The organism is Aminobacter aganoensis, assembly GCF_014206975.1.
In the GTDB taxonomy this organism is placed as follows: Bacteria; Pseudomonadota; Alphaproteobacteria; order Rhizobiales; family Rhizobiaceae; genus Aminobacter; species Aminobacter aganoensis.
In genome coordinates, this window is the sequence record NZ_JACHOU010000003.1 from 71,776 (window position 1) to 85,106 (window position 13,331).

At 65.1% G+C, this 13,331-nt stretch carries 13 protein-coding genes; 10 read left to right on the plus strand and 3 right to left on the minus strand.

What is annotated here, in order from left to right; all coding sequences use genetic code 11:
- Nucleotides 1-49 precede the first annotated feature (49 nt).
- Nucleotides 50-1,102, plus strand: a complete 1,053-nt coding sequence (mgrA, locus tag GGR00_RS07930) for an L-glyceraldehyde 3-phosphate reductase (protein ID WP_184699070.1) — start codon at nt 50-52, stop codon at nt 1,100-1,102.
- Between the two features lie 373 nt (nt 1,103-1,475).
- Entirely contained in the window at nt 1,476-1,889 is a 414-nt protein-coding gene (locus GGR00_RS07935) for a Fur family transcriptional regulator (protein ID WP_055981692.1), read from the plus strand.
- 3 nt (nt 1,890-1,892) lie between these two features.
- Here the strand turns inward: GGR00_RS07935 and GGR00_RS07940 are convergent, their stop codons facing one another.
- From GGR00_RS07940 to GGR00_RS07950, 3 genes are all read right to left on the minus strand, one after another.
- A complete protein-coding gene (locus tag GGR00_RS07940) occupies nt 1,893-2,522 on the minus strand; it encodes a LysE family translocator (RefSeq protein ID WP_184699072.1) in 630 nt (209 codons plus the stop codon).
- 1 nt (nt 2,523) lies between these two features.
- Complete coding sequence (polA, locus tag GGR00_RS07945) at nt 2,524-5,490, minus strand: DNA polymerase I (protein WP_184699074.1); 2,967 nt, start codon at nt 5,488-5,490, stop codon at nt 2,524-2,526.
- A gap of 223 nt (nt 5,491-5,713) precedes the next feature.
- A complete protein-coding gene (locus GGR00_RS07950) occupies nt 5,714-5,944 on the minus strand; it encodes a hypothetical protein (RefSeq protein ID WP_184699076.1) in 231 nt (76 codons plus the stop codon).
- 322 nt (nt 5,945-6,266) lie between these two features.
- On the opposite strand from GGR00_RS07950, the gene GGR00_RS07955 reads away from it, so the two are divergent.
- The 8 genes from GGR00_RS07955 (at nt 6,267) to GGR00_RS07990 (ending at nt 13,290) form a co-directional block, all read left to right on the plus strand.
- Complete coding sequence (locus tag GGR00_RS07955; RefSeq protein ID WP_184699078.1) at nt 6,267-7,655, plus strand: M20/M25/M40 family metallo-hydrolase; 1,389 nt, start codon at nt 6,267-6,269, stop codon at nt 7,653-7,655.
- A 77-nt stretch (nt 7,656-7,732) separates the two neighbouring features.
- Entirely contained in the window at nt 7,733-8,350 is a 618-nt protein-coding gene (locus tag GGR00_RS07960; RefSeq protein ID WP_055981695.1) for a ribonuclease D, read from the plus strand.
- Nucleotides 8,351-8,536: 186 nt separating this feature from the next.
- Nucleotides 8,537-8,836 (plus strand): hypothetical protein, encoded by a 300-nt coding sequence (locus GGR00_RS07965; protein ID WP_184699080.1) that lies wholly within the window; start codon nt 8,537-8,539, stop codon nt 8,834-8,836.
- Between the two features lie 71 nt (nt 8,837-8,907).
- Nucleotides 8,908-9,156, plus strand: coding sequence for a hypothetical protein (locus GGR00_RS07970; RefSeq protein ID WP_184699082.1), 249 nt, complete (start codon nt 8,908-8,910; stop codon nt 9,154-9,156).
- Between the two features lie 35 nt (nt 9,157-9,191).
- On the plus strand, nt 9,192-9,392 hold the full coding sequence (locus GGR00_RS07975; RefSeq protein WP_184699085.1) for a hypothetical protein: 201 nt from the start codon (nt 9,192-9,194) through the stop codon (nt 9,390-9,392).
- 231 nt (nt 9,393-9,623) lie between these two features.
- Nucleotides 9,624-9,857 carry a hypothetical protein gene (locus tag GGR00_RS07980; RefSeq protein ID WP_055981271.1) on the plus strand — a complete coding sequence of 78 codons (234 nt, stop codon included), beginning with the start codon at nt 9,624-9,626 and terminating at the stop codon, nt 9,855-9,857.
- 189 nt (nt 9,858-10,046) lie between these two features.
- Nucleotides 10,047-12,242, plus strand: a complete 2,196-nt coding sequence (locus tag GGR00_RS07985) for a transglycosylase domain-containing protein (RefSeq protein WP_184699087.1) — start codon at nt 10,047-10,049, stop codon at nt 12,240-12,242.
- A gap of 193 nt (nt 12,243-12,435) precedes the next feature.
- Nucleotides 12,436-13,290, plus strand: a complete 855-nt coding sequence (locus tag GGR00_RS07990; protein WP_184699089.1) for an outer membrane beta-barrel protein — start codon at nt 12,436-12,438, stop codon at nt 13,288-13,290.
- The last annotated feature ends 41 nt before the right edge of the window (nt 13,291-13,331 follow it).

Consider the following 13,331-nt stretch of genomic DNA (forward strand, 5'->3'; position numbering starts at 1 on the left):
AGAAGGGGACGGCGTCATCCGCCGATTCCCCTTCTTCGAGGACAGCATCATGACCTGGCAGCCGGCCGCAAACCGCTACGAAAACATGGTCTACAACCGCGTCGGCAGGTCGGGCCTCAAATTGCCCGCGATCTCCCTTGGCCTGTGGCACAATTTCGGCGAGGACACGCCGCACCAGACCAAGCGCGCCATCTGCCAGAAGGCGTTCGATCTCGGCATCACCCATTTCGATCTCGCCAACAACTACGGCCCGCCGCACGGTTCGGCCGAGACCGCCTTCGGCGAGATCCTGCGCACCGATTTCGCCGGCCTGCGCGACGAGATGATCATCACCACCAAGGCCGGCTACGACATGTGGCCCGGGCCGTATGGCGAGTGGGGCAGCCGCAAATATGTGCTGGCGAGCCTCGATCAGAGCCTCAAGCGCATGGGCCTCGACTACGTCGACATCTTCTACTCGCACCGCTTCGACCCTGACACGCCTCTCGAAGAGACGATGGGCGCGCTCGACCATGCCGTGCGCTCTGGCAAGGCGCTCTATGCCGGCATCTCGTCCTACAACGCCCAGCGCACCCGCGAGGCTGCCGACATCCTGAAGCGGCTCGGCACGCCGTGCCTGATCCACCAGCCCAGCTATTCGCTGATCAACCGCTGGGTCGAGGACGACGGCCTGCTCGATGCGCTGGACGGGCTCGGCATCGGCTCGATCGTGTTCTCGCCGCTGGCCCAGGGCATGCTGACCGGCAAGTACCTCCAGGGCGTGCCGGAAGGCAGCCGTGCGTCGCAGGGCAAGTCGCTGCGGCAGGCTTTCCTCAGCGACAAGACGCTTGCCAACATCCGTGCGCTCAATGCCATCGCCGAGCGCCGCGGCCAGACGCTGGCGCAGATGGCGCTGGCCTGGGTGCTGCGCGGCGGCCGCGTGACCTCTGCGCTGATCGGGGCCAGCCGTCCCGAGCAGGTCGAGGATTGCGTCGGTGCGGTCAGGAACCTGGCCTTCAGCGATGCCGAGCTGGCCGAGATCGACCAGTATGCGCGCGACGCCGACATCAACCTCTGGGCACGCTCGGCCGAGCGCGAAGGCCCGGCGCGGCAGAAGAAGTAGGGGGGCTGGGGCGTGTCCTTCGGCGCGGCTGCGTTTGTCAGGATACCCCCACCCCTTACCCCTCCCCACAAGGGGGAGGGGAAACGGCACCGTTGCGCCACTCAAAGCCTTTGAAGGCTGTCGTCTTTCGAGATTCGCGTATGGCGCCGCCGGCCAATCCCCCTCCCCCTTGTGGGGAGGGGTTAGGGGTGGGGGTACGGGGCGCTCAAGTCTGGTCAGGGTGTTCGCCACAGGTGCGACATCTGCCCGAAGTGCTCCAACATTGTCTTTGCCGGCGGGACGCGCTAGCAAAACCTGTGTCCAATCGCCATCTTGGGGCGATGGATTGTTCCGTCCGGGCATCGGCCCGGCCGAGGAAGGTGAAAGCGGAAAGATGGCGGCGCGGGCTACGCTGACGAAGAACCAGCGAATGGTTCTGGACAAACTGGAAGCGGCACGCGGCCCGCTCAGCGCCTACACGCTGCTCGACCAGTTGCGCGAGCATGGTTTTCGCGCGCCGCTGCAGGTCTACCGTGCGCTCGAGGTGCTGGTGAAGGACGGCTTCGTCCACCGCCTCGAAAGCCTCAACGCCTTCGTCGCCTGTTCCGAGCCGCACGACCACAGCCATCACAACCACCGCATGACTGCTTTCGCCATCTGCGACACCTGTGGCCAGGTCATCGAGATGTCCGACGAACTGGTCGGCAAGCAGCTCGACGATTGGGTCGGCTCGACCGGCTTCGTCGCCAAGAAGGCGGTCATCGAGTTTCGCGGCACTTGCGCCAAATGCGCCGCGATTGCCGCCTGACGGTCAGCGCGCCGTCGAGAACGCGAACCAGATCGCCACGGCCGCCAAAAGCGCCGACAGCGCCTGTCGTGCGACCTTTTCGACCTTCGGGTTGTTGAGCAGGGGCTCCAGCTGGCTCGCCAGCACCACGATCAGGCAATGGATGACGGTGGCGACCGCCACATAGATGGCGGTCAGCGTCAGCGTTTGCGCCAGCACCGGCCGTTCGGCGACGATGAATGTCGGCAGCACCGCGACATAGAACACCGCAGCCTTTGGATTGAGCAGGTTGGTCACCAGCCCGCGCGTGAAGTAGCGCCGGCCCGGGTCGCCGCTTTCGGCGGCCGCGTCGCCAGGGCCTCGCCAGCCTTCATAGGCGAGGTAGAGCAGGAACAGCACGCCGCTCCAGCGCAGGCCTTCGTAGAGCAGGTTGGAGGTGTGGATCAGCTCGGTGACGCCGAGCCCGGCCACCACGCCGACGACGGCGAGGCCGAGCGCGATGCCGGCCACGGTGGCGAAACCGGCGCGCCGGCCTTCGCCGGCCGACACCAGCGCCAGGTAGGTCATGTTCGGCCCCGGCGTCAGCTCGATGATCAGCGATGTCAGGGCGAAGGAGGCGAGCGTCGACGCATCCGGCGACGTCGCGAACTCCATCTCAGTGGGCCTCGTCCCAGCTATGGGCGCCATGGGCGTCGACGCGCAGCGGCACCGACATCGACACCGCCGGCATGGCGGCGTTTTCCATGACATGGCGGACGACGGGGATCGTCGCCTCGACTTCGGTCTCGACCGTCTCGAAGATCAGTTCGTCGTGCACCTGCAGCAGCATCCGCGCCGACAGCTTGGCGGTGGCAAGCGCGTCCTCCATGCGGATCATGGCGCGGCGGATGATGTCGGCGGCCGTTCCCTGCAGGCGGGCGTTGATCGAGGCGCGTTCGTTGAAGGCACGCACCGACGGGTTGGACGAGCGGATTTCCGGATAGTGGATGCGCCGGCCGAAGATGGTCTCGACATAGCCGTTGTCGCGGCAGAACGCCTTGGTTTCGTCCATGTAGGCGCGGATGCCGGGGAAGCGCTCGAAATACTTCCGGATGTAGTCGGAGGCTTCCTCGCGCGGGATCGACAGCTGGTTGGCGAGGCCGAAGGCTGAGATGCCGTAGATGATGCCGAAATTGATCGCCTTGGCCCTGCGGCGGATCTCCGAGGGCATGCCCTCCACCGGCACCGAGAACATCTCGGACGCCGTCATGGCGTGGATGTCGACGCCGTCGGCGAAGGCCTGCTTGAGCTGGGCGATGTCGGCGACATGGGCGAGCACGCGCAGCTCGATCTGGCTGTAGTCGGCCGAGATCAGCTTGTTGCCCTTGTCGGCGATGAAGGCGGTGCGGATCTTGCGGCCTTCGGCGGTGCGGATCGGGATGTTCTGCAGGTTCGGGTCCGACGACGACAGCCGGCCGGTGGTGGTGGCGGCCAGCGCGTAGGAGGTGTGGACGCGCTTGGTGTCGGGATTGATGAAGCCGGGCAGGGCGTCGGTGTAGGTCGATTTCAGCTTGGTCAGCTGGCGCCAGTCGACGATCTTGCGCGGCAGTTCATGGCCTTCGGCGGCAAGGTCTTCCAGCACCTGGGCCGAGGTCGACCACTGGCCGGTCTTGGTCTTGGTGCCGCCGGGCAGGCCCATGCGGCCGAACAGCAGGTCGCCGAGCTGCTTGGGCGAGCCGATGTTGAAGCGCTCGCCGGCGATGGCGTTGATCTCGTCCTCGAGACGGGCCGCGCCCTGGGCCAGTTCGCCCGACAGTCGCGACAGAATCTGGCGGTCGACCGAGATGCCGCGCTGCTCCATGCGGGCCAGCACCGGCACCAGCGGCCGTTCCAGCCGCTCGTAGACGGAGACCACGCCCTTGGCGGCGAGGCGCGGCTTGAGCACGCGCCACAGCCGCAGCGCCACGTCGGCATCCTCGCCGGCATAGGCGGTGGCCCTGTCGATATCGACCTCGTCCAGGCCGACGACATTCCTGCCCGAACCGGCAATCTCCTTGAACGGGATCGGCGTGTGGCCGAGCCATTTTTCCGACAGGGAATCCGCACCGTGGCCGCCACTGGTGCCGCCGTCGAGCACGTAGGACAACAGCATGGTGTCGTCGAACGACCTGAGGTCGATGCCGTGCCGGTCCAGGACCACGAGGTCGTATTTCAGGTTCTGCGCGACCTTGAGCACCGAGGCGTCTTCGAGCAGCGGCTTGAGGGCGGCGATCGCGTCGCGCACCGGAATCTGGTTTTCGACCAGCCCGCCGCCGAGAAGATCGCCGCGGCCGCTCTTGTGGGTCAGCGGCACATAGGCGGCGCGGCCGGGCGCGACTGCCAGCGAAAAGCCGACCAGCTCGGCCTGCATGGGGTCGAGCGAAGTGGTCTTGGTGTCGAAGGCAACGACGCCGGCCTCCCTTGCCTCGGCGATCCACTGCGTCAGGGTCGCCAGGTCGCGGATGGTGGCATAGGCGGCATGGTCGAACTTCTGCGACGCCGCCGTTTCGGCCAGCCGGTTTGCGAGGGCGGTCGGGGTGTCGGCCACGTTGCCGTTTTCGGCAGCGGCGGACGAGGCTGCGGCAGCGGCGTTGCCGCCGTTCGCACGCGCAGCAGGAGCCGCCGCTGGTGCCGCACCCGCGCCGACATCGGGCCCATGCGCATCGGCGCCCCATTGCACGGCGACGGGCACAGCCTCGATCTCGCCGGCCTCGGTGCCGGTGGCCTCGGCGACGCGGCGCGTCAGCGAGGTGAATTCCATGGTCTTGAGGAAGCCGATCAGCTTCGGCCCGTTGGGTGGCTGAAGCACGAAGTCTTCCAGTCCATCGGCTACCGGCACGTCGACCTTGAGCCGCACCAGCTCGCGCGAAATGCGTGCCTTTTCGGTGTTGTCGATGATCGACTGGCGGCGCTTGTCCTGCTTGATCTCGGAGGCGCGGGCGAGCAGCGTGTCGAGGTCGCCGAACTGCTCCAGCAGCTGTGCTGCCGTCTTCGGGCCGATGCCGGGCACGCCGGGCACGTTGTCGACCGAGTCGCCGGTCAGCGCCTGCAGGTCGATCATCTTTTCCGGCGGCACGCCCCACTTCTCGATGACCTCGGGGATGTTGATCTGGCGATCCTTCATCGGGTCGTACATTGTGACGCTTGGACCGACGAGTTGCATCAGGTCCTTGTCGGAGGAGACGATGGTGGTGTCACCGCCCGCCTCGCAGGCAAGCCTGGCATAGGTGGCGATCAGGTCGTCGGCCTCGAAACCCTCCATCTCGATGCAGGGCAGCTCGAAAGCCTTGGTCGCCTGCCGGATCAGGCCGAATTGCGGGATCAGGTCTTCCGGCGGCGCCGAGCGGTTGGCCTTGTATTCGGGATAGAGCTCGTTGCGGAAGGTCTTCGAGGAATAGTCGAAGATGACGGCGAAATGGGTCGGCACGACCCCAGCTTCGGTGTTGCGCGCGTCCAGCATCAGCTTCCACAACATGTTGCAGAAACCTGAGACGGCACCGACCGGAAGGCCGTCGGACTTGCGGGTCAGCGGCGGCAGCGCGTGATAGGCGCGGAAGATGTAGCCGGAGCCGTCGACAAGAAAGAGATGATCGCCTTTTTTCATGGCGATACGGGTAGCTTGGCATAGCGCGGCTGTCCATGGTCAAGCTGGTCCTGCCGCCGTCTACTGACAAGTCCTTTGCCCGCGCCGCATACTCGTCGTTGCCGAACGGGCGGCCTGCCTTGCCGCTCGCGGGTGCCGGTTGGCGGCGGCAGGTCATGGCGAAGCTTTTCCATTCTTCGCTGCGGTTGCAACGGCAATCAAGGCCCCAGGGCGATGATATCCTTCAAGTCGGGACCAGGATTGCCAGTGGGTACTTTACGTTGGGGAAGAATTCAACCCAGTCATGGGTATCGCCGGTGTCGCGGCCTGCCTTTTCGACATTGATCTGGAGAGCTTTTCCTTCGCTATCCATGACATCGATTTCAGTGCCCACAGCAGCGGCGGCTTGCCGGTCGATGAATACCTCGGTGGCGTCGGAGGGGCCGATGGCGCGCGCAGGGCCGATCACGCGCATGTTACAAAAGTGTAATCTTCGTGCCCTTGAATCGCCATGTTCAAAGGAACAAATAATGGGCATCGGCAGTTTTTGCCGAAGTCCGGTCTCAGGCCCGTCCCCCGCCTATCCGGACCCTGCGGCAGCCTCATCCCCCTCTCCGGGCTGCCGCACCGTTTGAAGAATGTGCCGCCGTGGCTCCCCCCTCCACCACGGCGGCACTTTTTTATCCCGACATTGCCGCGATCGTCATGCAGCCTTGGCCGTTGGCCCAATCCTGCCGGCTTTTCGTTTTCCCTTTGGCCAACTAGGTTGCGCCGCAGAAGAATCGAAAGGCACTCAAATGTCCGCTCTCTCGCCGGTCCTCGACCGTCTCGACAAGAATCTCGACCAGTCCCTGGAGCGCCTGTTCGGCCTGCTCCGCATCAAGTCGATCTCCACCGACCCGGCCTTTTCGTCGGATTGCCGCAAGGCCGCGGAATGGCTGGTCGCCGACCTCAAGTCGATCGGCTTCGACGCCAGCGTCCGCGACACGCCGGGCCACCCGATGGTGGTCGCTCATCACGACGGCCCTGCCGGTTCGCCGCACGTGCTGTTTTACGGCCACTACGACGTCCAGCCGGTCGATCCGCTGAACCTCTGGGAAGACGATCCCTTCGATCCCAAGATCAAGGAAATCGCAGGCGGCATCAAGGTCATCACCGGCCGCGGTTCGTCCGACGACAAGGGCCAGCTGATGCTCTTCGTCGAGGCCTGCCGCGCCTGGAAGGAGGTCCATGGCGGCCTGCCGTGCAAGATCACCCTCCTGTTCGAGGGCGAGGAAGAGTCGGGTTCGCCGTCGCTCAAGCCGTTCCTCGATGCCAATGCGGAAGAACTCAAGGCCGATTTCGCCATGGTCTGCGACACCGGCATGTGGGATCGCGAGACGCCCGCCATCTCGATCGCGCTGCGCGGTCTCGTCGGCGAGGAGATAACCGTTCACGCCGCCGACCGCGACCTGCATTCGGGCGAGTATGGCGGTGCCGCCGCCAACCCGGTGCGCATCCTGGCCAAGGTGCTGGCCGACATTCACGACGAAACCGGCCGCGTCACCATTCCCGGCTTCTATGACGGCGTCGAGGAGACGCCTTCGCAGATCCTGAAGTCGTGGGAGACGCTCGGCGAGACCGCCGAGAAGTTCCTCGGCGAGGTTGGCCTGTCCATTCCCTCGGGCGAAAAGGGCCGTTCGGTGCTCGAACTGGTCTGGGCCCGTCCGACCGCCGAGTTCAACGGCATCATCGGCGGCTACACCGGCAAGGGCTTCAAGACCGTGATCGCATCCCAGGCTTCGGCCAAGGTGTCGTTCCGCCTCGTCCACAAGCAGGACCCAGAAAAGCTCCGCGCTGCCTTCCGCGAGTTCGTCAGCGCGCGCATTCCCGCCGATTGCAGCGTCGAGTTCGAGAAGCATGGCGGCTCGCCGGCGATCCAGCTGTCCTACGACTCGCCGTTCCTCGCCAAGGCCAAGGACGCGCTCTCGGATGAGTGGTCGAAGCAGACGGTGATGATCGCCATGGGCGGCTCCATCCCGATCGTCGGCGACTTCCAGACCTATCTCGGCATGGAGTCGCTGCTGGTCGGTTTCGCGCTCGCCGACGACCGCATCCATTCGCCGAACGAGAAGTACGACCTGAACTCGTTCCACAAGGGCCAGCGCTCCTGGGCCCGCATTCTCGAGGCGCTGACCCGTTCGTGACCGCCTAAGATCAACTTTCTGTTGATTTTTCTTCCGATCGCGGCAAGGGAGAAGCCAAGCCGCGATCGGAGACAATGATGACCATCCGCTTCCACAAGCACGACCTGCCCGACCTCACGCACTACGACGTCGATGCGGTCGCCATCGACACCGAGACGCTGGGGCTGAACCCGCATCGCGACCGGCTCTGCGTGGTGCAGATCTCGCCCGGCGACGGCACCGCCGACGTCATCCAGATCGCGCCCGGGCAGAAGAAGGCGCCGAACCTGACGAGCCTGCTCAGGAACCGCAAGGTGACGAAGCTGTTCCATTTCGGCCGCTTCGACATCGCCGTGCTCTACAACGCCTTCGGTGTCGTGACCGAGCCGGTGTTCTGCACCAAGATCGCCTCACGCCTGACCCGCACCTACACCGATCGCCACGGCCTCAAGGACATCTGCAACGAACTGCTGGGCGTCAGCCTGTCGAAGCAGCAGCAGTCGTCCGACTGGGCCGCCGAGACGCTGTCGCCCGAGCAGCTCGAATACGCCGCTTCCGACGTGCTCTACCTGCACCGGCTGCGCGACGTGCTGGCCGGCAGGCTGGAGCGTGACGGCCGCACCAGGGAGGCCGAGGCCTGCTTCCGCTTCCTGCCCACCCGCGCCAAGCTCGACCTGATGGGCTGGGACGAGGAAGACATTTTCGCCCATAGCTGACGCTGCGGCAGCCTGCTTTGAGGGAACGAACGGACAGGTTTGGCCGTTTGGGATGCGTTACCTTGCAGCGCAGCGCGTCATTTGGGACGCGCAAAGGACGCTGCAAGACTTTTAAATCGTGCATGATCCTTTCCGAAAAATCGGGATCGATTTTCGGGGTCGTGCACAGTGAAAGGATGCATCCGAATGGCCACGACCCGTGAAGAAATCCAGTCCGACCTCGAAGCGCAGGTTGCCCAGCTGACCAAGCAGGTCTCGTCGCTGACGAAGGCGATGTCCAAACGCAGCGCAAGCGCATTGGCGGAAGGCCGCGAGAGTGCGTCCGAGTTCTATGACGGCTTCTACGACCGCTTCACCGACGCCCTGCCGGCCATGCGCAAGCAGGCCCGCGCGGCGCAGAAGACAGCCCAGGACAATCCGATGACGACGGCGCTTGTTGGCGTGGCGGTCTTCGGTCTGCTTGCGGCGCTGCTGACCCGCCGCTGACTTTTGCTGCCGCGTGGCTTTACCGGGCCGCGCGGTCGGCTATCGTTGGTTAGCAAATCTGAGGGATCCCGATGAGCGCCAAGACACCGATCTCCACCGCCCCGACGGACGGTTCCAAGGTCACGGTCTACTGGACCGACCGTGACGGCCAGGAAAACGAGTCCGTCGCCCAGTACCGGTCGCTCGACCGCCTGAAGGCGGCCGGCGGGCAGTGGGACGAAAGCGACGAAGGCTGGTGGGCCTATGTCGACAGCGACACCCAGAAACGCATTGTCCCGCATTCGTGGGCGGCACCCGGTGGCGACGACGACGACGAATGAGCGTATGCTCGGCATAGCCAGCCGGGAGAAGAACCATGGCCGAAAAACCCGATCGGAAAGAACACGAGTTCATGGTCGCAGGCGTCGAGCCCGCACCTGAGTCCAGCCTCGACGGCGTTGCCGTGACGCTGGTCGACGCGCGCGGCGGCCGCGTGCGTCTCCACATGAACCCCGACATGGCCGAGTTGCTGCGCGAGCGGGTCTCGGCCGCTCTCAACAAGACGACCGGTCCCTGAACGCGCTCCGTTAGCCCGCGCTTGCCAGGTGTCTGACCGGGCCTTGCCCGAAGCCGGACGCTTTGCCCCCTTTTCGTCGTCCGCAACCTGTGGCGACCCGCGATCCTGCCCCCGTCCAAGGCTGATGGCCTCAGGCGCGCGAAAAATTTCTCCACCGCCCTTTGAACCTTTTCTCCCCTCGAGCCGACCAAGCTTCGTGAGGTGGACAAATCTGTTTCAAAGGAGAGAACCATGAGTGCACTGCGCAACATCATACTGGCCATGGTCGCGGCTTCCGCCGTGACTGCCTGTCAGTCGACCGAAATCCGCCGCTGCGAATGGAAGCCGAAGGATCCTCGTTATCTCGAGAGCAGCAACTGCTGCAACAAGAACGACCCGTCGAGCCCTTGCTACAAGAGCAGCGACCGGCCGGACCGTCCCGACAAGCCGAACGACCCGCGTCCCAACGATCCGATCCCGGGTTGATCGCGCCTGCGTCCGTGGCCGCCGCCGTTCGAACGAACGGCGGCTTTGCCGCGTCGAGCGCTGCCTGCGCGTGGCGCCTGGCCACGCTTTGCCCACAGGCCGCGAGCCGGCTTGACTTAACGCCCCCTTAAATCGCCGCATTTACTGTCCAACCGGAACGCCATTGGCATGGGGGCCGGACAAACAGGTATGGCGAACCGAAACGACAGACGCATCGAACCCCGCTTCGATGGACCGCGCGATGAGCCGGAGGACGACGTCTTTTCGGTGCGCGAGGAGGACCGTGTCGTGCCCAGCCGCCGCAAGACCCCGGCCAAGCGCAAATCGTCCAAGGCACGGTCGACGCCGCGCGGCCGCTCGAAAAAACCCAGGCGCGGCATGTTCGGCATCTTCGGCCGGCTGGTCTACTGGGGCTTCGTGCTGTCCATCTGGGGCGGCATCGCCGCTGCCGGCATCGTCATCTACTACGGCGCCAAGATGCCGAGTTCGACGACCTGGGCGATCCCCGACCGTTCGCCCAACATCAAGATCATCGGCGTCGACGGCAGGCTTGTCGCCAATCGCGGCATGACCGGCGGCGAGGCCGTCGGCCTGCACGAGATGTCGCCCTACATTCCGCAGGCGGTCATGGCGATCGAGGATCGCCGCTTTTATTCGCATTTCGGCTTCGATCCGATCGGCCTGGCGCGCGCGCTGTCGACCAGGGTCCTGCACGGCCGCTTCACCCAGGGCGGCTCGACGCTGACCCAGCAGCTCGCCAAGAACCTGTTCCTCAAGCCCGACCGCACGCTCGAGCGCAAGGTCCAGGAGGTGCTGCTGGCGCTGTGGCTGGAGCAGAAGCACACCAAGGACCAGATCCTCGAAATGTATCTCAACCGGGTCTATTTCGGCTCGGGATCCTACGGTGTCGAAGCGGCCTCGCGGCGCTATTTCGGCAAGTCCGCGCGCGATGTCACCTTGTCCGAGGCAGCCCTCCTGGCCGGCCTGCTCAAGGCGCCCTCGCGCCTGTCGCCGGCGCGCGATCCCAAGGCCGCGGAGGCCCGCGCCCAGCTCGTTCTGGGGGCAATGCGCGGCGAAGGCATGATCGGCGAGAAGGAGCTGAAGACGGCGATGAGCGCGCCGGCCACGCGCGCCGCCTCGTTCTGGACCGGTTCGGAAAACTACGTCGCCGACCGCGTCATGGAGGAACTGCCCGGCCTGATCGGCGAGGTGCGCTTCGACATCATCGTCGACACCACCGTCGACATGACCTTGCAGGATCTTGCAGAGAAATCGATCCGCCGGCTGATCGACGAGAGCGGACAGAAGCTCAATGTCAGCCAGGGCGCATTGGTGTCGATCGACAATTCGGGCGCCGTCCGCGCCATGGTCGGCGGCTACGACTATTCGACCAGCCAGTTCGACCGCGCCTCCGAGGCGCGCCGCCAGCCGGGATCGGCCTTCAAGCCGTTCGTCTACATGGCGGCCCTGGAACAGGGGCGCACGCCCGACAGCATGCGCAACGACGCGCCGATCAAGATCGGCAAGTGGACGCCGGAAAACTACAACGGCAAGTATTATGGCCGGGTGACGCTGAAGACCGCGCTGGCGAAGTCGCTGAATTCGGTGGCGGCGCAGCTTGCGATGGAGGTCGGCCCCAACGCGGTCGTCGAGGCGGCGCATCGCATGGGCATCGAATCCGACCTCCAGCCCAATGTCTCGATCTCGCTCGGCACCTCCGAGGTCACGCCGCTGGAGCTGACGGCGGCCTATGTGCCGTTCGCCAACGGCGGCTACCGCCCTGAGGTGCACATGATCCGCCGTGTCACCACGACCGACGGCAACGTGCTCTACGAGAACACGGCTGGCGGCGGCCCGCGCGTCATCAGCCCCGAAGTGGTCGGCATGATGAACGCGATGATGACGGGCGCGGTCGAGGAGGGCACGGCAAAGAAGGCAGCCTTCGCATGGCCGGCGGCGGGCAAGACCGGCACCAGCCAGAATTCGCGCGACGCCTGGTTCGTCGGCTATACCGCCAATCTGACCACCGGCGTGTGGTTCGGCAACGACGACGGCAAGCCGATGAAGAAGGTCACCGGCGGCGCGCTGCCGGCGCTGGCCTGGCATGAGTTCATGGTCGCCGCGCACGAAGGCGTTCCGGTGGCCGCCTTGCCGGGCTCCTGGACGCCGCAGCCCGCGGCCCCCGCTGTCGCCGTCGAGGACCAGCCATTCGACGAGAACACCTTCCCGGCAGCACCCCAACCGGTCCGTCAGCAGGTCGGCGACGCCGGCGGCATGGCGCAGGAGCCGACGGCGTCGATCCGCCGCCCGGTGCCGCCCGCCGACGTCGGCGGTCCCGTCCAGCGCCGCGAGACCTCTATTCTCGACGTCATCATGGGCAACTAGACGCCGGCCATCCGTCTGCTTGTGAAAGGTCCCTGTCCCGCGGCGCGGCCGGACTCGAGGCCATAGTGTTGCCCGAATGCTTCAGGTCGGCGGAAACCCGCCAGGGTTGTGGCCTGCCATGCGCTCATCTTATTACGAATCTCTAATTTAGAGATGTATGTTGCCTCATCGAATCTCAGGCGAGGGGCCATCCGTGAAGACCTTTTTATCGAGCGTCTGCCTTGCAGCGCTGACCACATCCGCTTTTGCCGCAGATGCCTTGGCGCCGGTCGACGAGACCGTCATCCGCCAGGTCTCCGGCTATGGTGAAATCTACGGCGGCGGCGTGTGGTTCGACGAATTCGACGAGGGTGACATCTGGGCCTATGGCGGCGCCGCGCGCGTCAACGTGCCCTTCGCCGAACGCTGGAACGCACAGGGCGATCTCACCGTCGATGCCATCGATATCGAAGGCAACAGGCTGCACAGCATCGGCGGTGCCCTGCATCTCAACTGGCGCGATCCGGCATCCTATGCCGTTGGCGGCTTCGCCGAGGTCAAGACATATGGCTTGCCCGGCGGTGGCCCCGACCAGGACATCTGGGACTGGAAGGTCGGTCCGGAGGCCCAGGCCTATTTCGGCAACGTCACCATTTACGGTCAGGCCTACTACGGTGGGCTTGAAGTTGACGGGATCCCCGTCGACGTCGATCTGATGGGTATTCGCGGCGTGGCGCGCTACTTTGCGCAGGACAATTTGCGCTTCGACGCCGAGCTTGGCTTCCACAGGGTCAATCTCACTCAGGGCGGCACGGATGCGGATCTCGACGTCGTCGCATTGGCGCTGCAGGCGACCTACCGTTTCACCGACACCCCATGGTCGGTCTTCGGTCGCTACCAGTATGAAAACGTCTCCATATCGGAGGCATCGGACAGCCTGGACCTGCACAAGTTCTCGGTCGGCCTGCGCGCCAGCTTCGGCAGCGGCACGCTGCTCGACGAGGACCGCAACGGCGCCACGATGGACACCTACCGGCCGAATTTCGTCCTGCCCTTCGTCGGCGGCTGACCGTACAGCCTGATACAAAGAAAAGAAGCCGCGCAGGCGAC